The sequence below is a fragment of the Pseudomonas sp. AF32 genome, from assembly GCF_022342325.2.
GTDB lineage: Bacteria > Pseudomonadota > Gammaproteobacteria > Pseudomonadales > Pseudomonadaceae > Aquipseudomonas > Aquipseudomonas uvaldensis.
The window spans coordinates 108334-128255 of record NZ_RQJK02000013.1; the positions used below are offsets into that span (position 1 = coordinate 108334).

The window sequence follows — 19922 nt, forward strand, 5'->3', positions numbered from 1 at the left end:
AGCCGATTTGCTAGAGTGCGTCGCTCCTGAGAATCAGAAGCCAGCCCTGCGATGCTGCCTCGCGCCGAACAGAAACAACAGACCCGAAACGCCCTGATGGATGCGGCCCGTCATTTGATGGAGTGTGGCCGTGGATTCGGCAGCCTGAGTCTGCGGGAAGTGGCCAGGACGGCGGGCATCGTGCCTACCGGGTTCTACCGGCATTTCGACGACATGGACCAACTGGGCCTGGCATTGGTCAGCGAAGTGGGCCAGACCTTCCGTGAAACCATCCGGCTGGTACGTCATAACGAGTTCGTCATGGGCGGCATCATCGATGCATCGGTGCGGATCTTTCTTGACGTGGTGCAAGCCAACCGGTCCCAGTTCCTGTTCCTGGCCCGCGAGCAGTACGGCGGTTCGCTGCCCGTGCGCCACGCCATCGCAAAACTGCGCGAAGGCATCAGCTCGGACCTGGCCGCCGACCTGACGTTGATGCCCAAATTGCAGCATCTGGACCCGGCCGGGTTGAGCGTGATCGCCGACCTCATCGTCAAGAGCGTATTCGCCACCCTGCCCGACATCATCGACCCACCCGACGAAGCCTTGCCCGACCACCTCACGCCCCAGGCGAAGATCACCCAGCAATTGCGGTTCATCTTCATCGGCCTCAAGCATTGGCAAGGGCTGGGAAGCATCGAGTAATCCGGATGCCCCTTGTGGGAGCGAGCCTGCTCGCGAAACGTTGGGTCAATCGACATCAGTTCAGCCGACACACCGCTATCGCGAGCAGGCTCGCTCCCACAGGCCCGTAGCGCGCCACAAGATGGTGCGTAAGACTCACCGAGCGCACCAGTTCGGAACGAAATGTAACCTGCGCTGAACCGCGCCTTGGGTATCCCTCGGCTATTTCCTACGCCCCCTTTCGATTGGCAAGCCCCTTGCTCTAAACACAGCACCGTTCATTGCTGGAAGCTCTCCGATGCTGGTGATTCATCGCAGAATCGACACTCAACCCCGCTGGGACGCGGAGCTGCACCTGACGTTCGATGCACGCAGCAAAAGTCGCCTGCGCTGTTTCAGTGCCGAGGGGGAAGATGTCGGGTTGTTTCTGGAGCGAGGGCAGCCGCCGTTGCATGACGGCGAATGCCTGCAGGCCGAGGACGGACGCATCGTGCGGGTCTGCGCCCGCCCCGAACAGTTGCTGCACGTGACCTGCGCCAACGCCTTTGAGCTGACTCGCGCGGCCTATCATCTGGGCAACCGCCACGTCGCCTTGCAAGTGGGCGATGGCTGGCTGCGCCTGCTGGACGACTATGTGCTCAAGGCGATGCTCGAACAACTGGGCGCCAGTGCCGAAGCCATCGAAGCGCCGTTCCAGCCGGAACACGGCGCCTATGGCGGCGGCCATCACCACTCGCGGCACGGCGATGAAGCTTTCAACTACGCACCACGCCTGCATCAGTTCGGCGTGCGCCCATGAATCGCGCCTGGGCGCTGCTGCGTCTGGCCAGTCCGCAACTGCCGATAGGCGGTTACAGCTATTCCCAGGGATTGGAGATGGCAGTGGACAACGGCCAGATCACGTCACCCGACGAGGCACGCCGATGGATCGGCGATCAACTGCTGCTGAACCTGGCACGCTTCGAGGCGCCGTTGCTGCTCGCCCATTGCACCGCGGCTGCGGCGGACGATTGGGCGGCCCTGACGCAGCACTGCGAAGCCCATCGCGCCAGTCGGGAAACCCGCGAGCTCTATCAGGAGAGCCGGCAGATGGGCTATTCGCTGCAGCAACTGCTCAGCGGCCTGCCGGAACTCGACGCCGCCGCACGGTATTTTCTCGAGCAACGCACCGAACCGCACCTGGCCCTGGGCTGGGCTTTGGCCGCAAGAGCCTGGCAGATCAGCCCTCAGGACGCCCTCGCCGCCTGGCTGTGGAGCTGGCTGGAAAACCAATTGGCGGTGCTGATGAAAACCCTGCCCCTGGGCCAGCAAGCCGCCCAGCGCCTGACCAGCGAACTGCTGCCGCTGCTGCAACAGGCCCAGCACAACGCTTCGAACATCGACCCCGAGCATTACGGCAGCGCCGCGTTTGGCCTGTCCCTGGCTTGCATGGCCCATGAGCGCCAGTACAGCCGCCTGTTCCGTTCCTAGGAGACACTCATGAATACACAACCTTTGCGCGTCGGTATTGGCGGCCCGGTCGGTTCCGGCAAAACCGCACTGACCCTGGCCCTGTGCCTGGCCTTGCGTGAGCGCTACAACCTGGCGGTGGTCACCAACGACATCTACACCCGTGAGGACGCCGACTTCCTGGTGCGCAACGAAGCCCTGGCGCCGGAGCGGATCATCGGCGTGGAAACCGGCGGCTGCCCGCACACCGCCATCCGCGAAGATGCCTCGATCAACCTGGAAGCGGTGGACCAATTGAACCGGCGCTTCCCGGGGCTCGACCTGATCCTGGTGGAGTCGGGCGGCGACAACCTGTCGGCGACCTTCAGCCCGGAGCTGTCGGACCTGACGATCTATGTGATCGACGTATCGGCCGGCGACAAGCTGCCGCGCAAGGGCGGGCCGGGCATCTGTAAATCCGACCTGCTGGTGATCAACAAAATCGACCTGGCGCCCCTGGTGGGCGCGTCCCTGGAAATGATGGACAGCGACACCCGGCGGATGCGCAACGGCAAGCCATTCGTGTTCAGTAACCAGAAAACCGGCCAGGGCCTGGACGACATCATCGCCTTCATCGAACGCCAAGGCCTGCTGACCGCGGCCTGATTTTCATATCTGTTTTTCAATGATCGACAAGGAAGCTTTTCCATGACATTCAAACGCCTCTTCGGCGCCTTCGCCTTGCTGCTGAGCCCGACCTTGGCCTTCGCCCATCCCGGTCATGGCGACAATGGCCTGATGGCTGGCCTCAGCCACCCCATCGGGGGCCTGGATCACCTGCTCGCCATGCTGGCCGTCGGCCTGTGGGCTGCGCAACAGCAGGGCGCGGCGCGCTGGGCGCTGCCGTGCACGTTCGTCGGGACCCTGCTGCTCGGCGGCCTGCTGGGCTTCGAAGGCCTGGACCTGCCGGCGCTGGAAAGCGGGATTGCCGCTTCGGTGCTGGCCTTGGGCCTGGCAGTGGCCTTGGCTGTGCGCCCGCCGTTGAGCCTGGCAATCGTGGCCACGGCGCTGTTTGCGCTGTTCCACGGCGTGGCCCATGGCCTGGAACTGCCCGAAATGTCGAGCCCCTGGGCTTATGCAGCAGGTTTCGTCGCGGCCACGGCGGCATTGCATGGCGCTGGTTTCGCCGTGGTTCGCGTGTTGCCACGGGCAGCGGCTCCGCTGGTACGACTGGCCGGGGCGGCCTCGGCGGCGGCTGGGGTCTGGTTACTGGCGGGTTGACTTTATCGTTCGTCCGGGCTTCATCGCGAGCAGGCTCGCTCCCTCATTTGATGGACGTATACCGTCCCTGTGAGAGCGGGCCTGCTCGCGATGACGGACTTGAGGGCGCCATCTCTCTGAAGCCGGTCACTCTGCTACCATGTCGCGCAACCGCCCCTCCGTCGTGACGATGTCGACCCATGCCTGATGCCTCCCGCCCTGTGCCCTCACCCGAATTGACCCGCCTGTTCGCCGCGGTGCACCAGCATTTTCATGAGGTGATCGTACCGATGTGGCAAGGGCCCGGCTGGAATGCGGAGCTGGCACTGCCCTATGAATCGCTGGACGCAGGGCATTCGCCCTTGCCGCCCCAGCGTTATCGGGCGATGGCCTGCGCACGGCAGTTGTATGTATTCGCCAGCCTGATCGGCGAAGTACCCCGGGCCGAAGAGCGGGCTGCGGCGCTGTTCCGCTCGCTGCAACGGCATTTTCATGATGCCGAGCATGGCGGCTGGTTCTACAGCATCGACCCACAGGGCGCGCCGCTGGACTCGGGCAAGGATCTGTATACCCACGCCTTTATCCTGTTCGCCTGTGCCCATTATTGGGCCAAGGTCCGCGACCCCCTGGTGGAGTCGGTGCTCAATGCCGCCCTGCAAGTGGTCGAGCAGCGCTTTGCCAGCCCGGACGGTCTCTACGAAGCCAGTCTTGGCCGCGACTGGTCGTCACTCGGCTCGGGCCCCTTGCAGAATCCATTGATGCACTTGGCCGAAGCATTTCTTGCGGTCCTTGCGGTTCGCGAAGACGCCAGCGTCCGGCAGGCATTGCTGGCGTTGTGTGATGGCATGTTCAAGCGCTTCACCGACCCGCAGCAGCGCGTCATGATGGAAAAGCCCCTCGGAGCTGTGGATAACTGGTATGAGCCGGGGCACCAGTTCGAGTGGTATTACCTGCTGGCCTCGTCACCCTTGCTGAGTGGCAGCACATTGCATACGGCGCTGGAACACAGCTTCGAACAAACCGAGCAACGGGGCGTGGACCCGCAATCCGGTGCGGTGTGCGCGATGCTCGCCCCCCACCCGCAAGCTGCCCCACGCGACGCCACCCAGCGCATCTGGGCCCAGGCCGAATACCTTCGGGCATTGACCCTGCGGCCAGAAAGCCAGGCATCGCTGCAGCGTCAGCTACGAGCCTTGCAGCAACATTTCCTGCATCCGCAAGGCTGGCATGAATGCCTGGACGGCGCCGGCCTCGTCAGTCGCCAGGACATGCCATCGACCACGCCCTATCATCTGATGACCTGTTATCGCGGATTGGCCGACTACCTGACTGACCGGTAGATTGCTATCGCGGGCAGGGCTTGCCCGCGATGAACTACACGCGTTCTTTAAGCCTTGTTATGCCGTTCGATGGCAAACCCGGCCCAGGTCTGGCTGACCGGCATCAGCTCAAGGCTGTTGATGTTGATATGCGCCGGGGTGTTGAGGACCCAGAAAATCGTCTCTGCGATGTCCTGCGGCTGGATCGGCTCGGCTCCGGCGTAAGTCGCGTTGTAACGCTCCTGATCGCCGCCAAAGCGCACCAGGGAGAACTCGCTTTCACACAGGCCCGGCTCGATGTTGCTCACCCGCACCCCAGTGCCCTGCAAGTCGCAGCGCAGGTTCAGCGAAAACTGTTTGACGAACGCCTTGCTCGCGCCATAGACGTGACTGCCCGGATACGGATAGTTGCCGGCGATGGAACCCAGGTTGATGATTCCGGCGCCACGGCCGTGGGCGATCAGGCGCGGCAACAGCAGGCGCGTGCTGTAGATCAACCCTTTCACGTTGGTATCGACCATCGTGTCCCAGTCATCGAGGTCGCACTTGGGAGCCGGATCCACACCCAGGGCCAACCCGGCGTTATTGATCAAGCCACGCAACGTCGCAAAGGACGGCGGCAGGTTGGCGATGGCTTCTTCCATGGCCTTGCGGTCGCGCACATCCAGCACCAGGCCATGAACTTCGGTCTGTTTCGACAATTCGGCACACAGGGCCTTTAGACGCTCTTCACGACGGCCTGTCAGCACCAGTTTCCAGCCGGCCTCGGCAAAACGACGGGCACAGGCTTCACCAAATCCGGACGTCGCGCCGGTGATAAACAGGGTGTTGGACATCGTGTTCTCCTTGCTTGAGCCATTGAATGGAATCGGCCCATAGGATGCCCGGCCCGCTGGTGAGCGGCAACTGAACACCGCTCATGTGATCCCCAGGAAAAACTGATCATTAAATGAGCAAACCGCGCTTGGCCTTGCTGCGCAAGGGATGCAGCGGTTTGCTCGCATCTTATCCACAGGCGGATCCACAGTAATCGGGGGCAAGTCAAAACGCTGCAGGCCGCTGTGCATAAGGCTTTGAGAGGTATTTGGAAAATATTTTCCCTTGACCGCACAAGTCAGGTTGTGCAGCTCCAGTTATCTGCTATAAGCCGATGGCTGATAGCGAGATGGCTCCAAGCCAGCAACTACGGCCCTCCGAGCGGTCTTTCCAGAGTTTAATCACAGAGTTATCCACAGGATTGCCCACAGAAATGGACAGCGATCCGCGAGCCTGAAAAAGAGTTGACAACAGCCACTTAAGCTTGGCTGAAAACACCTGATCAAAAAATAATCACCGCGCTGCAAGCCACGGATTCAAAGGCGTCCAGCCAGCTACTCCCACGTTACCCACAGCCGGTTCCACAACAAACGGGGACAAGTCAAAACCGTGACAAAACAACTGTTTGCAGTGACTTTATGTCGCGGTTTCGCAGGGGGTTGGGATTGTTGTCCACAATTGCCCGGCACAACGAAAAACTCTGTGGGCGTGATGGCGTTCTGAAGAAGTAAAAAAACCGGCGATCACTCGCCGGTTTTTTTATTACTGCCTCGACCTCAATGGCCGCCCAGGTACGCGTTGCGAACCTCTTCGTTGGCAAGCAACTCCTTGCCCGTCCCGGTCAGGCGGATTTCGCCGTTGACCATCACATAGGCCCGATCCGAGAGCCTGAGTGCATGGTTAGCGTTCTGTTCCACCAGGAAGATGGTCATGCCGGTGGCCGCCAGTTCACGCAGAGTCGCGAAGATCTGTTTGACCACGATCGGCGCCAACCCCAGGCTCGGCTCATCGAGCAGCAACAGCTTCGGCCGGCTCATCAACGCCCGGGCAATGGCGAGCATTTGCTGCTCGCCACCGGACATGGTCATCGCACGCTGGTTGCGCCGCTCCTTGAGCCGAGGGAACAGCTCGAACATGCGTTGCAGGTCTTCGCTGGCGTACTTGTCACCGATAGGGATGGTGCCCATCAGCAGGTTTTCCTCGACCGTCATGTCGGGGAATACCCGCCGCCCTTCCGGCGACTGGGCGATGCCGTTGGAGGCGATGTAGTGGGACGATTTGTGGGTGATGTCCACACCCTGGTAGATGATCTGACCACTTGCCGCCCGGGGCTGGCCGAAGATCGACATCAGCAGCGTCGACTTGCCGGCGCCATTGGAGCCGATCAGGCTCACGGTTTCGCCCGCCTCAATGTGCATCGAGACTTTCTTCAGGGCCTGGATCGGCCCGTAGAACACATCCAGTTCCTTGAGTTCGAGGATTGGCCCACTCATACCAGCTCCTCTTCATCGGCACCCAGGTAGGCCGCGATCACCTTCGGATCGTTGCGAATCGCCTCGGGACCGCCTTCGGCGATCACGTTGCCGTGGTCCAGCACCACGATGTGGTCGGAAATGCTCATTACCATGCCCATGTCATGTTCGATCAGCACCACGGTCAGATCGTGCTCGTCGCGCAACAGCCGGATCATCGCGCTGAGCGCTTCGGTTTCCTGAGGGTTGAGGCCAGCGGCCGGTTCGTCGAGGCAGATGATCTGCGGACGGGTGCACATCGCCCGGGCGATTTCCAGGCGCCGCTGCTGGCCGTAGGAAAGCTCCCCGGCCAAACGGTTCGCGCAATCCACCAGGTCCACCACTTCCAGCCAGTAGAAGGCGTGGTCCAGGGCATCGCTTTCAGCCTTGCGGTAGCCCTTGGTGTTGAGGATGCCGGCCACCAGACTGCGGTTGACCCACATGTGCTGGGCCACCAGCAGGTTTTCCAGCACCGACATTTCCTTGAACAGACGAATGTTCTGGAACGTACGCGCCAGGCCGGCACGGTTCACCAGGTGAGTGCCGCCGAACATCTTGTAATACAGCCGACTGGCAAAGGACTTCGGTGACACGAAGTCCGTCGGGCGAAACGCTTCACCCAACAACTGGATCACGTTGGTCCGCTCGCCGCGCACGTTAAGCTCGATCTTGCCGCCCGTCGCCTTGTAGAAACCGGTCAGGCAGTTGAACACCGTGGTCTTGCCCGCACCGTTGGGGCCGATCAGAGCGAAGATGGAGTTGCGCTTGACCTGCAGGCTGACGTCGCTGAGGGCCTTGATGCCCCCGAATTGCATCATCAGGTTTTCAACGTGGAGTACGACTTCACTCATGGCGCTGCCCTCCGTCATGCGCTATGACACCTTTACGCGGCGCCACCCCGGTGCGACTGATCCGGATCAGGCCACGGGGGCGCCAGATCATCATCAACACCATCAGGAAGCCGAACAACAGCACCCGGTATTCGGAGAAGCTGCGTAACAACTCCGGCGTGATCGTCAGCACGAATGCCGCGATGACCACCCCCACCGTCGAGCCCATGCCACCCAATACCACAATCGCCAGGATCAGCGCCGATTCGAAGAAGGTGAACGACGACGGGTTGACGAACCCCTGGTAACTGGCGAAGAACACACCGGCCAGACCCGCAGTGGACGCACCGATGGTGAACGCCGAGAGCTTGACCAACACATGGTTCAGGCCCATGGAGCGGCAGGCGATCTCATCTTCGCGCAGGGCCTCCCAGGCACGCCCGACCGGCATGCGGGTCAGACGATGCTTGATATAGAGCACCAGCAGCACGACGATGAACAGCACGATGTAGATGAACAGAAACTTGAAGTTGGGGTTGTAGTCGATGCCGAAGAACTCATGGAAAGGCACCCCGCCATCCTTCGCCCTGCGACCGAACTCCAGCCCGAAAATCGTCGGCGATGGAACCGGCATGCCATTTGGCCCGCCAGTGAACGACAGCCAGTTGTTGAGCACCAGACGGATGATCTCGCCGAACCCCAGGGTCACGATGGCCAGGTAATCACCGTGCATTCGCAAGACCGGGAAGCCCAATATGCACCCGGCCATCGCCGCCGCAATGGCGGCCAACGGCAGCACTGTCCAGAACCCCAGCCCCAGGTATTGATAACCCAGCGCCAGGCCATAGGCACCGATGGCATAGAACGCCACGTACCCCAGGTCCAGCAGACCCGCCAGGCCGACCACAATGTTCAGGCCCAGGCCCAGCAGCACGTAGATCAACCCGAGGATGACCACGGTGAGCACGTATTTGTTGGCGAAGAACGGGAACACGATGGCGATCACGATCAGCGCCGGGATGATCCAGCGCAGGCGCGACTTGTAGTCCGGCGGCAACACATGCACGCCGGAGCCGGTGCTTTCGAACCCCTGGAGTACCTTCAGGCCCTTGGGTGTCTGCAGGAACAGACTCAAGGCGAAACGCCCGATCATTACGATCGCCACCAGCCAGCCGACACGGGCCGGTTGCAGATTGAAGCTGTAGCCGTCGAGCACCACGCCAACGATCGGCCCGAACACGATCAGCGAGATCAGACCGGCCAGGATCGCGTCGATGACGCTTTGTTTGATATCAAGCGGTTTATTGGCAGCAGACATACTTATACCTTCGCCACGAGTGGGCGACCCAACAGGCCTTGGGGACGGAAAATCAGAATCAGCACCAGCAGCGAGAAACTGAACACGTCTTTGTAGTCGGAGTTGATCAGACCGGAGAACAGCGACTCGGAGATCCCGAGGATGATCCCGCCGAGCATCGCCCCAGGCAGGGAGCCGATGCCGCCGAGTACCGCCGCGGTGAACGCCTTGATGCCGATGATGAAGCCGGCATAGAAGTCGAACGTGCCGTAGTTCATGGTGATCAGCACACCGGCCAGGGCGGCCATGGCCGCACCGATGATGAACACGTAGGAAATCACCCGGTCAGTGTTGATCCCCAGGATGGAAGCCATCTTGCGGTCTTGCTGGGTGGCACGGCACATGCGTCCCAGCTTGGTGTACTTGATGATGTAGGTCAGCAAGGCCATCCCGGCGAATGCCGCGACCAGGATGAAGATCTTGGTGTAGGTGAGCTGGACGAAGCCGGTGCCGATGTCGACGCGCATGGCGCCTTCGAGCAGCGTCGGCACGCCTTGTTGACGAGCGCCCTGGCTGAGCTGTGCATAGTTCTGCAGGATCAGCGAGATGCCGATGGCACTGATCAGCGGCGCCAGGCGGGTGGAGTTGCGCAGGGGTTTATAGGCGACGCGTTCGATGACCCAACCGTATACCCCGGTGACCACGACCGTGAACACCAGCGTGCCAAGGATCATAAGCGGGAAGGATTCGATACCGAAGTAAGCCAGCAGAGCCAGACTGATCGCCGCGAGGTACGCAGAGATCATGTAAACCTCGCCGTGGGCGAAGTTGATCATGCCGATGATGCCATAGACCATTGTGTAGCCGATGGCGATCAGACCATAGACCGACCCGAGGGTAAGGCCATTGATCAGTTGCTGCAGGAAAATACCATCCATAACGCAATCTCACGCATTTGAGAGATTGCACGCACACCGCCGCGACGGACCGGGGTTCAGCCGCCGACGCTGCACGATGTGCGCGCAGCTCTCGGAAGAAAGACAGACGGGCTCGTGGCAAGGCCAACCCGTGAAGGATGAACAGCGGCTCCGTGGCGTGGGCTCGCGCCCTCGCCACAGGCCATCATCCATTCAGATCACTTCTGTTTTTCCAGCTGATGGTATTTGCCGTCCTTGTCCCACTGATAAACCACGTAGTCGGAGATTTTCAGGTCACCCTTGGCGTCCCACTCCTTCTTGCCCATCACGGTCTGGACCGGATTGGCCTTGAGCCACTTGGCTGCGTCTTCGCCCTTGTTGGACTTGGCACCGTTGAAACCGGCGGCCAGGGCCTGAACCGAAGCGTAGGCATACAGGGTGTAGCCTTCGGGCTCCGTTCCCTTGGCGCGGAAAGCGTCCACCACCGCCTTGCTGTCAGGCAGCAGGCGTGGGTCCGCGCCGAAGGTCATGTACACGCCGTCGACGTATTGCGCACCACCGGCGGTGGTAACCAGTTCGTCGGTCACGATGCCGTCGTCGGACATGAATTTCACGTCCTTGAGGCCTTGCTCACGCAACTGGCGGACCAGCGGGCCGGCCTCCGGATGCAGGCCACCGAAGTAGACCACGTCGGCGCCCGCCGCGCGGATCTTGGTGACCACGGCGCTGAAGTCTTTTTCGCCACGGGTCAGGCCTTCGTACAGCACGGGCTTGACGCCGCGCTTTTCCAGTTGAGCCTTGGTCGCGTCCGCCAGGCCCTGGCCGTAGGTGTCCTTGTCGTGCAGTACCACGACTTTCTTGCCCTTGAGCACGTCGACGATGTAGTCGCCGGCCACGATGCCCTGCTGGTCGTCACGACCGCACATGCGGAACATGGCGCTCAGGCCACGCTCGGTAACCTGCGGGTTGGTGGAACCGGGGGTGATGGCGATGATGCCGGCTTCGTCGTACACCTCAGAGGCCGGAATGGTGTTCGAGGAACAGAAGTGCCCCACCACGCCGGCCACCTTGTCCTGGTCGACGAAACGGTTAGCCACGGCCACAGCCTGTTTCGGCTCACAGGCATCGTCCCCCTGCACCAGCACGATCTTCTCGCCGTTCACGCCACCCTTGGCGTTGATCTCGTCCGCCGCTGCCTGTGCCCCCTTCATGTACTGCTCGCCAAATGCCGCGTTGGCGCCAGTCATGGGACCCGCTACACCGAACTTGATGTCGGCTTGAGCAAACGCAGAAACACCCATCGCAGTAGCGACTGCGAGGGCCAGAAAGCCTTTCTTGTAAAACGTCTGGGACATGAGGTGGTGCTCCAAGGTTTTTTTTAGTTGGCACTGCGACTTCACTGAAAAGCTCAGAGCAAGGGCCGTGCCATCGGTTTTTTATTCTGAAAAAAGTCGCTGCTTTATTGTTATTTCGACTGTTTCGAGCCCTTTTTCATAGGGCGTGCAACCGTCTAAACCGCACGAGGTGCAACCATCGATAAAAATGAGCGCAACCCTCCTTGAGCCATCATTGCAACCATTCTCCAAAACGACGTGCAACCAGCCTGTAACAACCTGCGTCACCGAACTGCACACTGTCGGTGCGCGATTGCTACAACCCGCACCATAACAGGCTAGACGCTACGCCGGAAAACGCCGGCCCCGGCAACAATTTTCAACACTCAAATGACGATCCGCAGGCACTGGCCCGCGTGATACAGCGAGAACCCCGCCTCATACAGGCAACTGCGCAGCCCCGCACCCGCCACGGGCTGCATGGGAGCAAACGGAATCGGCAGCGACTTCGCGTCACCATGGCACAGATAATCGGCGAAAGCCTTGCCGACCACCGTGCCGGTGGTCACGCCCCGTCCGTTGTAACCGGTCACGGCCACCAACCCCGGAGCGGGTTCGAACAGGCGCATCAGGTGATCGGGGGTGAACGCGATGCAACCGGTCCAGGTGCATTCCCACTCCACTGTCTTGAGATAAGGGAAGTAATGCTGTTGGACCCGGTCGGCCCACGCCTTGAGGAACCAGGCGGGCTTGCGGTTGCCATTGCCCAGACTACCCAGCAACAGGCGCCCGTCCTTGTCCCGGCGAATGCTGCTCAGGACCTGACGGGTATCCCACGACCCCTGGCCGCCCGGCAGGATACGGCGCGCCGCCTCGTCGGTCAGCGGGACGGAGGCGACCTGGTAGTAATAGCCAGGAAAGAAATTGCGCCGCAGCTCGGTCCAGTCGCCCTCGGTATAAGCATTGGAGGCGATCACCACCTGCTCCGCCAGCACCGAGCCCTGGGCGGTCTGCACCGACCAGCGCTGGCCCTGGCGCTCCAATCGAATGACCGGCGAATGGTCGAACAGTTGCCCCCCCAGGTCTTTGACCGCCTTGGCCAACCCGCTGGCGTAGGCCATCGGGTTGAGCGTGCCGGCACGGCGATCGAGCAACGCCGCAGCAATTTTCGTCGTGCCGGTGGCCTCGACGCAGGCTTGGCCGGTGAGCAACTCCACGGGTGCGCCACGGCGTTTCCACTGCTCCTCACGACTGCGCAAGTCCGTCTCGCCCCGGGCATTGTGGGCCATGTGCAAGGTGCCTTCACGGCGCAACTGGCAATCGATCCTGTATTTGTCGACAAGGCTGAACACCAGTGCCGGTGCGGCCCCCAACATACGGTTGAGTTGGCTGCCCACCGCTTCGCCGAAGCCGGCTTCTATATCGTCCGGCGGGATCCACAGGCCGGCGTTCACCAGTCCGACGTTGCGCCCCGAGCCGCCATGCCCGACCCGATGGGCCTCCAGCACCGCGACACGCTTACCCTGCTCCAGCAAATGCACCGCCGCCGACAGCCCCGTAAAACCCGCACCGATCACACAGACATCGACGGTGATTTCACCGGTGAGCGCCCCATTCTCGGGTCGTTGCGGCGTCAGTGTTTCCCACAGACATTCTTCGCGTAACGGCATTGCCAGCTCCTGGTCAGGAGCAGCTGCGAGCTTCAAGCCTCAAGCTACAAGCAGGGGTCGCTTGCAGCTTGGAGCTTGCAGCTTGAAGCTGCTTAATCAAAGGTAATCCCCTGCGCCAACGGCAACTCCAGCGAATAGTTCACGGTGTTGGTCTGGCGGCGCATGTAGGCGCGCCAGGCGTCGGAACCGGATTCGCGCCCGCCGCCGGTTTCTTTCTCGCCGCCGAACGCGCCACCGATTTCCGCGCCGCTCGGGCCGATGTTGACGTTGGCGATGCCGCAGTCGCTGCCCACCGCCGACATGAACTGCTCGGCTTCGCGCACATCAGTGGTGAAAATGCAGGACGACAGGCCTTGTGGCACCGAGTTGTTCAAGTGCAGTGCCTCGGCGAAATCCTTGTAGCCGACCACATACAGAATCGGCGCAAAGGTTTCGTGGCGGACGACGTCGCTCTGCTCGGGCATCTCGACGATGGCGGGCGACACGTAATAGGCATTCGGGAACGTGTCTTCAAGCTGGCGCTTGCCGCCAAACACCCGACCACCTTCGCTCAGGGCTTGTTCCAGAGCGTCCTGCATGTTGTCGAAGCTTTGCTTGTCGATCAGCGGCCCGACCAGGTTGCCTTCCAATGGATGGCCGATGCGCACTTTTGAGTAGGCCGCCTTGAGGCGGGTGACGATCTCTTCTTTCACCGACTCATGGGCAATCAGGCGACGCAGCGTGGTGCAGCGTTGGCCAGCGGTGCCGACGGCGCTGAACAGGATGGCGCGTACGGCCATGTCCAGATCGGCGCTCGGGGCAAGAATCATGGCGTTGTTACCGCCCAGTTCCAGAATGCTGCGGGCGAAGCGTGCCGCGACCTTCGGCGCGACTTCCCGGCCCATGCGGGTGCTGCCGGTGGCGCTGATCAACGCCACGCGCGGATCGTCCACCAGCGCCTCGCCGGCATCGCGGCCGCCGATGATCACCTGGCTCAAGTACGGCGGCGCATCGCTGAAGTTCTTCAGCACGCGCTCGAACAACGCCTGGCAGGCCAGGGCGGTGAGTGGCGTCTTCTCCGACGGTTTCCAGATCACCGCGTTGCCACAGACCAGCGCCAGCGTGGTGTTCCAGGCCCACACCGCCACCGGGAAGTTGAAGGCGCTGATGACGCCGACCACGCCCAGCGGATGCCACGTCTCGCGCATATGATGGCCCGGACGCTCGGAAGCGATGGTCAGGCCGTACAGCTGGCGGGACAGGCCGACGGCGAAGTCGCAGATGTCGATCATTTCCTGCACTTCGCCCAGACCTTCCTGGGTGATCTTGCCGGCCTCCCAGGACACGAGCTCACCAAGATCGGCTTTGTATTCGCGCAGCAGGTCGCCAAACTGACGCACCAGCTCACCGCGACGCGGGGCCGGCACCTGGCGCCACAGGTCGAAGGCATGCTGGGCGCGGCTGACCTGTTGCTCGACTTCAGCGGCACCTTCCCAGTTCACGGCGCCGATGCGACTGCCATCGATGGGCGAATGCACCGCCTGCGTGCCGTTCTGGTACAGGGCCGGGGCGACGCCCAAACGATCAAGCAATGCAGCAACCATGGTTAATTCCTCAAGCAAAAGAAAAAGGATTGGCAGCCGAACCTTCACGGCTGATCAGACCTGTAGTTTTAGCTGGCCCGAGACTTGCCAACAAACGACCTTTAAGCGAGATATCATTCCGTTTATTCATGCTGCCCACTCTCGGACACGCCGAGCGACAGGAAACCAGGCCCCATCATGCTCAACAAACGCTATTTGCCGTCGATCACGGCGCTGCAGTGCTTCGAAGCAGTGACTCGTCACCTGAGCTTCACCCGCGCAGCCGAGGAACTGCACTTGACCCAGAGCGCGGTCAGCAAGCAAGTCGCACAGCTTGAAGAGCTCTTGCAGCATCTGCTGTTTCGCCGCGTGCGTCGACGCCTGCAACTGACGCCGGCCGGGAATTTGTACTTGGGGGAAGTTCGAAAGATCCTCTCGCAGGTGGAAATGTCTACCCATTACCTGCGCTCCTACGGCGGCGATACCGAAGTCCTGCGAGTCTCGACGCCCCCGACCTTCGGAGCACGCTGGCTGGTCCCTCGCCTGAAGGGCTGGCGCCTGCGGCATCCGACGATTCACCTGGATCTGTGCAGCGAGCAGGAGGCCGATGACTTGCAGCAAGGCCGCAGCGACCTGGCGTTCTACTTCGGCCAGGGTTCACGCCCCGGTACCGAATCGCTGAAGCTGTTCGGCGAACAACTGGTACCGGTCTGCGCGCCGGGGAGCCTGCCAGACGAGCCTTTCACCGAACCGACACAACTGACGGACCTGGTGCTGCTGCAAAACGCCTCGCGCCCCCAGGCCTGGCATGACTGGTTCAACGACCAGGGCTATCACACCGAACACAGCTACCACGGGCCGCGCTTCGAAACCTTCTACATGTGCATTCGCGCCGCCCAGGTCGGCTGCGGCGTCGCCCTGCTACCGCGTTTCCTGGTGGAAGAAGAACTGGCCGACGGCAAACTGGTGATCCCGTGGCAACATGCAATGCCCAGCACCGATGCCTACTATCTGGCGTACCCCGAACACTCGGCGGAAGTGCCAAAGGTAAAACTCTTTGTGGAGTGGATGCTGGAGCAGATTGCCGATGCGAAAAAATAACCACCGGCATACCCTGTGGCGAGGATTTATCCCCTCGCCACAGATAATCCGCTGCGACCAAAAAACACTGGCAATCACCCCAAGGGTTATGCGCCACTAGCTCTTCCACTACAAACCGCTGTCCGACGCTGCCCGCCGCAGCGAATTGTCTGGAGACCCCCACCATGAGCGAGAGTGTGTTTGCCGATCGCATCGTGCAGAACCTGCTCGACACCGACTTCTACAAGCTGACGATGATGCAGGCGGTGCTGCACAACTACCCCAACGTCGAAGTCGAATGGGAATTTCGTTGCCGCAACAGCGAAGACCTGCGCCCGTATCTGGCGGAGATCCGTTTCCAGATCGAACGGCTCGCCGAGCTGAACCTGAGCGCCGACCAGTTGGGTTTCCTGGAGCGCATCAGCTTCCTCAAGCCGGACTTCCTGCGTTTCCTCGGGCTGTTCCGCTTCAACCTGCGCTACGTGCACACCGGCATCGAAAATAACGAGCTGTTCATCCGCCTGCGTGGACCGTGGCTGCACGTCATCCTGTTCGAAGTGCCGCTGCTGTCCATCGTCAGCGAAGTGCGCAATCGCTACCGCTACCGTGAAGTCGTCCTGGAGCAGGCGCGGGAGCAGTTGTACCGCAAGTTCGACTGGCTGACCGCCAACGCCAGCGCTGACGAATTGTCCGAACTGCAGGTCGCCGATTTCGGCACCCGTCGCCGGTTCTCCTACCGTACCCAGGAAGAAGTGGTGAACGTGCTCAAGCACGATTTCCCCGGGCGTTTCGTCGGCACCAGCAACGTGCACCTGTCCCGGGAGCTGGACATGAAGCCCCTGGGCACCATGGCCCATGAATGGATCATGGCCCACCAGCAACTGGGCCCACGGCTGATCGACAGCCAGATCGCTGCCCTCGATTGCTGGGTGCGCGAGTACCGTGGCCTGCTGGGCATCGCGTTGACCGACTGCATCACCATGGACGCCTTCCTGGGCGACTTCGATCTGTTCTTCGCCAAGCTGTTCGACGGCCTGCGGCACGACTCGGGCGACCCGGTGATCTGGGCCGAGAAAGCCATTGCCCACTACCACAAGCTGGGTATCGATCCGATGAGCAAGACCCTGGTGTTCTCCGACAGTCTGACGCTGCCCAAATGCCTGGAGATTTTTCGGGCATTGCGTGGTCGCATCAATGTGAGCTTCGGTATCGGCACCAACCTGACCTGTGATATTCCAGGCGTGGAGCCCATGAGCATCGTGCTTAAAATGATCAGCTGTGACGGGCAACCCGTGGCCAAGATTTCAGACGAGCCCGGCAAGACCCACTGCAAGGATCCGAATTTCGTCGCCTACATGCGACACGTTTTCCAAGTACCTGCCGCCCTTTCTGACAGATCAAGCAAGGAGTGAATTCATGCAAGCCGTACAGCGTGAGATTGCTGAACAGCTCAAGGTTCAGCCACCGTTCGCCGATGACGCGGCCCTCAAGGCCGAGATCGCCCGCCGGGTAGGCTTCATTCAGGATTGCCTCGTCAACTCCGGGCTCAAGAGCCTGGTGCTGGGGATCAGTGGCGGCGTCGACTCGTTGACCGCCGGCCTGCTGGCCCAGCGTGCCGTGCGCGAATTGCGGGAGAAAACCGGCAACGCAGCCTATAAGTTCATCGCCGTGCGCCTGCCGTACGAAACCCAGTTCGATGAGCATGAAGCGCAGGCCTGTGTGGACTTCATCGAGCCGGACGAGCGCCACACCGTCAACATCGGGCCGGCAGTCAAGGCCCTGGCCAAGGAAATCCTGGCCTTCGAAGGCAAGGGACCGGGCTCGCGGGACTTCGTACTGGGCAATACCAAGGCGCGGATGCGCATGGTTGCGCAATACACTATCGCCGGCGCCGAACAAGGCCTGGTGATCGGCACCGACCATGCGGCCGAAGCCGTGATGGGTTTCTTTACCAAGTTCGGCGACGGCGCCTGTGACCTGGCGCCGTTGAGCGGTCTGGTGAAAAACCAGGTCCGGGCGATTGCCCGTGACTTCGGCGCGCCAGAGTCGCTGGTGGAAAAGGTCCCTACCGCCGACCTCGAAGACCTGTCTCCGGGCAAGCCCGACGAGGCCGCCCATGGCGTGACCTACGGCGAGATCGATGCCTTCCTGCATGGCAAGACGATACGGGAAGAAGCGGCCAGGATCATTTGCGAAACCTATCGCAAGACCGAGCACAAGCGGGTGTTGCCGTACACGCCGTAACGGGCGAGGTCTTTTCCTGTGGGAGCGAGCCTGCTCGCGATGGCGGTGTGTCAGCCAGCTTCAGAGTTGATTGATCCGACGCTATCGCGAGCAGGCTCGCTCCCACAATGGAGCGACTACTTTACCGGACAAAAAAAAAGCGCCCTGCGTGGGCGCTTTTTTTATGCCTGAAGAAAAACTCACTTCAGGGTAACGGTGCCTTTCATCATCGAGATGTGGCCAGGGAACGAGCAGAAGAAACCATATGTTTCATCTGCTTTGAGTTTCGAAACGTCGAAGGTTACGGAATCCGTCTCCCCGCCGCCAATGAGCTTGGTGTGGGCGATGATGCGGGCATCATCGGCCTTCAGGTAGTTTCCATCGACACCCGCGCTCATACCGTCGGTGGCAATTGGCTGCATGTCAGTCGCTTTGCTCAGCACCCAGTTATGACCCATGACGTTCTTTGGCAATTTGCCGGTGTGCTTCAGTTCAACCGTGAACGTCTTGCAACTCTTGTCGATCACGATGTCCTTGGCGCTGAAGGACATTTGGTCAGTCGAGTCGATGGTGGTCTTGCACTCCGCTGCCATCAGTTGGCTGCTGGCCAGTGTCAACAGGGATACTGCTACAAGTTTGGCGAACATCATGAATCTCCAAGGCATGGTTAACAAAATTCCTTCAAAGGGGAAGACTGCCTGAATTTCAGACAAGTTCCTATGACCTGAATCAAAAACTGTATACAACTTAAGGCTATCAGCCTGATGGACACAATCAACCGGCCAGAAGCACATGGGCACCTTATGATCGACTCCATCACCACCCTGGAGCCTGCGCCATGAACCTCAACAGCCTGATATGCAGCCTGCTCGCCGCCTATGCTTGTGGCGCCAGCGGCACCTATGAAAAACCCCAGCGCGAGGCTTGATGCCTCTGCTCACCCTTTGCACTCGACTGAAGACAGGCTTTACTCTGGGCCGGTTACCGATCTTGGAGTAAAGCATGTCCTTAGCGTCTGTTTGTGTATTTTGCGGCGCCAGCACCGGCGCCAACCCGGCCTATCGCGAAGCGGCCCAAGCCCTGGGCCGGGCCTTGGCGGAACGAAAGCTGACCCTGGTCTATGGCGGCGGTGCCGTGGGCCTGATGGGCGTTGTCGCCGATGCCGCCCTGGCGGCCGGCGGTGAAGTCATCGGTATCATCCCGCAAAGCCTGAAGGACAAAGAGATCGGCCACAGCGGCCTGACACGCCTGGAAGTGGTCGATGGCATGCACGCTCGCAAGGCCCGCATGGCTGAACTCAGCGACGCCTTCATCGCGCTGCCCGGCGGCCTCGGCACACTGGAAGAATTATTCGAAGTCTGGACTTGGGGTCAGCTCGGCTATCACGGTAAACCGTTGGGGTTGCTGGAGGTGAACGGCTTTTACAGCAAGCTCACCGGATTTCTCGATCACATCGTCGAGGAAGGCTTCGTCCGCGCAGCTCATCGCGACATGCTGCAAATCAGCGAGTCGCCGCAGGACCTGCTCGACGCGCTGGATGAATGGCAGCCGTCGGTACCCCCCAAATGGGTCGGGCAAAAAAACGACTGAAAGGTCGGGGGCCGACACCGGCCCTCACAACCCCAACGCTTTGACAATCGACTGGCGATAGCCTTCCGGCAGATTGGCCGGCAACCGGCCCGGCTCGAAGAGTCCGATCTCTTTGTGCTCATGACTGATTGTCGGCACGAAGCCGCCCAGCAACTGGCAGCGATAAGTGGAAATGAAGACGTGCTTGCCGGGAATGACTTCGAACAGATAGGAGTCCAGCGGCTCCCCCACGCTGACCTCGACCGCCAACTCCTCGACGATTTCCCGCGCCAGGCATTGGGGCGCCGTTTCGCCCACCTCGATTCGCCCTCCGGGCAATTCCCACTCATCCCGCTCGTTGAGCATGAGCACGATCAAGCCTTCGGGAGATTGCAGCACGCCTTTGATGGAGACCGGATACATGAAGCCCTCCTCTTCAATCC

The 19922-nt window shown here is 61.0% G+C and carries 20 protein-coding genes; 10 read left to right on the top strand and 10 right to left on the bottom strand.

Going from position 1 to position 19922, the window contains the following annotated elements:
• Positions 1-51 precede the first annotated feature (51 nt).
• The 6 genes from EGM97_RS14190 to EGM97_RS14215 all read left to right on the top strand — a co-directional run bounded on the left by EGM97_RS14190 (position 52) and on the right by EGM97_RS14215 (position 4691).
• Entirely contained in the window at positions 52-684 is a 633-nt protein-coding gene (locus EGM97_RS14190) for a TetR family transcriptional regulator (RefSeq protein ID WP_238965346.1), read from the top strand.
• Between the two features lie 277 nt (positions 685-961).
• Positions 962-1462, top strand: coding sequence for an urease accessory protein UreE (ureE, locus tag EGM97_RS14195; protein ID WP_238965345.1), 501 nt, complete (start codon positions 962-964; stop codon positions 1460-1462).
• Complete coding sequence (locus EGM97_RS14200; protein ID WP_238965344.1) at positions 1459-2133, top strand: urease accessory protein UreF; 675 nt, start codon at positions 1459-1461, stop codon at positions 2131-2133. The genes ureE and EGM97_RS14200 overlap by 4 nt, the downstream gene beginning before the upstream one ends.
• 9 nt (positions 2134-2142) lie before the next feature.
• Complete coding sequence (gene ureG / locus EGM97_RS14205) at positions 2143-2757, top strand: urease accessory protein UreG (RefSeq protein ID WP_003197309.1); 615 nt, start codon at positions 2143-2145, stop codon at positions 2755-2757.
• Between the two features lie 42 nt (positions 2758-2799).
• Positions 2800-3372, top strand: a complete 573-nt coding sequence (locus EGM97_RS14210) for a HupE/UreJ family protein (protein ID WP_238965343.1) — start codon at positions 2800-2802, stop codon at positions 3370-3372.
• Between the two features lie 179 nt (positions 3373-3551).
• On the top strand, positions 3552-4691 hold the full coding sequence (locus tag EGM97_RS14215; protein ID WP_238965342.1) for an AGE family epimerase/isomerase: 1140 nt from the start codon (positions 3552-3554) through the stop codon (positions 4689-4691).
• Between the two features lie 47 nt (positions 4692-4738).
• Here EGM97_RS14215 and EGM97_RS14220 read toward each other — a convergent pair whose 3' ends face one another.
• From EGM97_RS14220 to amaB, 8 genes are all read right to left on the bottom strand, one after another.
• On the bottom strand, positions 4739-5506 hold the full coding sequence (locus tag EGM97_RS14220; protein ID WP_238965341.1) for an SDR family oxidoreductase: 768 nt from the start codon (positions 5504-5506) through the stop codon (positions 4739-4741).
• Between the two features lie 756 nt (positions 5507-6262).
• Positions 6263-6979, bottom strand: a complete 717-nt coding sequence (locus EGM97_RS14225; protein ID WP_238965340.1) for an ABC transporter ATP-binding protein — start codon at positions 6977-6979, stop codon at positions 6263-6265.
• Entirely contained in the window at positions 6976-7848 is an 873-nt protein-coding gene (locus EGM97_RS14230) for an ABC transporter ATP-binding protein (RefSeq protein WP_238965339.1), read from the bottom strand. Before EGM97_RS14230 ends, EGM97_RS14225 begins: the two co-directional genes overlap by 4 nt.
• Positions 7841-9145, bottom strand: a complete 1305-nt coding sequence (livM, locus tag EGM97_RS14235) for a high-affinity branched-chain amino acid ABC transporter permease LivM (protein WP_238965338.1) — start codon at positions 9143-9145, stop codon at positions 7841-7843. Before livM ends, EGM97_RS14230 begins: the two co-directional genes overlap by 8 nt.
• A 2-nt stretch (positions 9146-9147) precedes the next feature.
• Complete coding sequence (locus tag EGM97_RS14240; protein WP_053155599.1) at positions 9148-10062, bottom strand: ABC transporter permease subunit; 915 nt, start codon at positions 10060-10062, stop codon at positions 9148-9150.
• A gap of 197 nt (positions 10063-10259) precedes the next feature.
• Entirely contained in the window at positions 10260-11396 is a 1137-nt protein-coding gene (locus EGM97_RS14245; protein WP_238965337.1) for an ABC transporter substrate-binding protein, read from the bottom strand.
• 365 nt (positions 11397-11761) lie between these two features.
• Complete coding sequence (gene amaA / locus EGM97_RS14250) at positions 11762-13045, bottom strand: L-pipecolate oxidase (RefSeq protein WP_238965336.1); 1284 nt, start codon at positions 13043-13045, stop codon at positions 11762-11764.
• Between the two features lie 92 nt (positions 13046-13137).
• Positions 13138-14628, bottom strand: coding sequence for an L-piperidine-6-carboxylate dehydrogenase (gene amaB / locus EGM97_RS14255; protein WP_238965335.1), 1491 nt, complete (start codon positions 14626-14628; stop codon positions 13138-13140).
• Between the two features lie 177 nt (positions 14629-14805).
• Between amaB and EGM97_RS14260 the strand changes: the two genes are divergently transcribed.
• The 3 genes from EGM97_RS14260 (at position 14806) to nadE (ending at position 17931) form a co-directional block, all read left to right on the top strand.
• Complete coding sequence (locus EGM97_RS14260; protein ID WP_238965334.1) at positions 14806-15708, top strand: LysR family transcriptional regulator; 903 nt, start codon at positions 14806-14808, stop codon at positions 15706-15708.
• Positions 15709-15872: 164 nt separating this feature from the next.
• On the top strand, positions 15873-17099 hold the full coding sequence (pncB, locus tag EGM97_RS14265; protein ID WP_238965333.1) for a nicotinate phosphoribosyltransferase: 1227 nt from the start codon (positions 15873-15875) through the stop codon (positions 17097-17099).
• Between the two features lie 4 nt (positions 17100-17103).
• Entirely contained in the window at positions 17104-17931 is an 828-nt protein-coding gene (gene nadE, locus EGM97_RS14270) for an ammonia-dependent NAD(+) synthetase (RefSeq protein ID WP_238965332.1), read from the top strand.
• Positions 17932-18110: 179 nt separating this feature from the next.
• Here the strand turns inward: nadE and azu are convergent, their stop codons facing one another.
• Positions 18111-18557: an azurin gene (azu, locus tag EGM97_RS14275; RefSeq protein ID WP_238965430.1), complete on the bottom strand. Its 447-nt coding sequence runs from the start codon at positions 18555-18557 to the stop codon at positions 18111-18113.
• Positions 18558-18912: 355 nt separating this feature from the next.
• Between azu and EGM97_RS14280 the strand changes: the two genes are divergently transcribed.
• A complete protein-coding gene (locus EGM97_RS14280) occupies positions 18913-19500 on the top strand; it encodes an LOG family protein (protein ID WP_238965331.1) in 588 nt (195 codons plus the stop codon).
• A gap of 24 nt (positions 19501-19524) precedes the next feature.
• Here the strand turns inward: EGM97_RS14280 and EGM97_RS14285 are convergent, their stop codons facing one another.
• On the bottom strand, positions 19525-19902 hold the full coding sequence (locus tag EGM97_RS14285; RefSeq protein WP_238965330.1) for an NUDIX hydrolase: 378 nt from the start codon (positions 19900-19902) through the stop codon (positions 19525-19527).
• Positions 19903-19922: the final 20 nt, after the last annotated feature.

Excerpts from the sequence above, each read along its gene's own strand:
- EGM97_RS14190 (WP_238965346.1), top strand. The coding sequence starts at position 52 with ATGCTGCCTCGCGCCGAACAGAAACAACAGACCCGAAACGCCCTGATG.
- ureE (WP_238965345.1), top strand. The coding sequence starts at position 962 with ATGCTGGTGATTCATCGCAGAATCGACACTCAACCCCGCTGGGACGCG.
- EGM97_RS14200 (WP_238965344.1), top strand. The coding sequence starts at position 1,459 with ATGAATCGCGCCTGGGCGCTGCTGCGTCTGGCCAGTCCGCAACTGCCG.
- ureG (WP_003197309.1), top strand. The coding sequence starts at position 2,143 with ATGAATACACAACCTTTGCGCGTCGGTATTGGCGGCCCGGTCGGTTCC.
- EGM97_RS14210 (WP_238965343.1), top strand. The coding sequence starts at position 2,800 with ATGACATTCAAACGCCTCTTCGGCGCCTTCGCCTTGCTGCTGAGCCCG.
- EGM97_RS14215 (WP_238965342.1), top strand. The coding sequence starts at position 3,552 with ATGCCTGATGCCTCCCGCCCTGTGCCCTCACCCGAATTGACCCGCCTG.
- EGM97_RS14220 (WP_238965341.1), bottom strand. The coding sequence starts at position 5,506 with ATGTCCAACACCCTGTTTATCACCGGCGCGACGTCCGGATTTGGTGAA.
- EGM97_RS14225 (WP_238965340.1), bottom strand. The coding sequence starts at position 6,979 with ATGAGTGGGCCAATCCTCGAACTCAAGGAACTGGATGTGTTCTACGGG.
- EGM97_RS14230 (WP_238965339.1), bottom strand. The coding sequence starts at position 7,848 with ATGAGTGAAGTCGTACTCCACGTTGAAAACCTGATGATGCAATTCGGG.
- livM (WP_238965338.1), bottom strand. The coding sequence starts at position 9,145 with ATGTCTGCTGCCAATAAACCGCTTGATATCAAACAAAGCGTCATCGAC.
- EGM97_RS14240 (WP_053155599.1), bottom strand. The coding sequence starts at position 10,062 with ATGGATGGTATTTTCCTGCAGCAACTGATCAATGGCCTTACCCTCGGG.
- EGM97_RS14245 (WP_238965337.1), bottom strand. The coding sequence starts at position 11,396 with ATGTCCCAGACGTTTTACAAGAAAGGCTTTCTGGCCCTCGCAGTCGCT.
- amaA (WP_238965336.1), bottom strand. The coding sequence starts at position 13,045 with ATGCCGTTACGCGAAGAATGTCTGTGGGAAACACTGACGCCGCAACGA.
- amaB (WP_238965335.1), bottom strand. The coding sequence starts at position 14,628 with ATGGTTGCTGCATTGCTTGATCGTTTGGGCGTCGCCCCGGCCCTGTAC.
- EGM97_RS14260 (WP_238965334.1), top strand. The coding sequence starts at position 14,806 with ATGCTCAACAAACGCTATTTGCCGTCGATCACGGCGCTGCAGTGCTTC.
- pncB (WP_238965333.1), top strand. The coding sequence starts at position 15,873 with ATGAGCGAGAGTGTGTTTGCCGATCGCATCGTGCAGAACCTGCTCGAC.
- nadE (WP_238965332.1), top strand. The coding sequence starts at position 17,104 with ATGCAAGCCGTACAGCGTGAGATTGCTGAACAGCTCAAGGTTCAGCCA.
- azu (WP_238965430.1), bottom strand. The coding sequence starts at position 18,557 with ATGTTCGCCAAACTTGTAGCAGTATCCCTGTTGACACTGGCCAGCAGC.
- EGM97_RS14280 (WP_238965331.1), top strand. The coding sequence starts at position 18,913 with ATGTCCTTAGCGTCTGTTTGTGTATTTTGCGGCGCCAGCACCGGCGCC.
- EGM97_RS14285 (WP_238965330.1), bottom strand. The coding sequence starts at position 19,902 with ATGTATCCGGTCTCCATCAAAGGCGTGCTGCAATCTCCCGAAGGCTTG.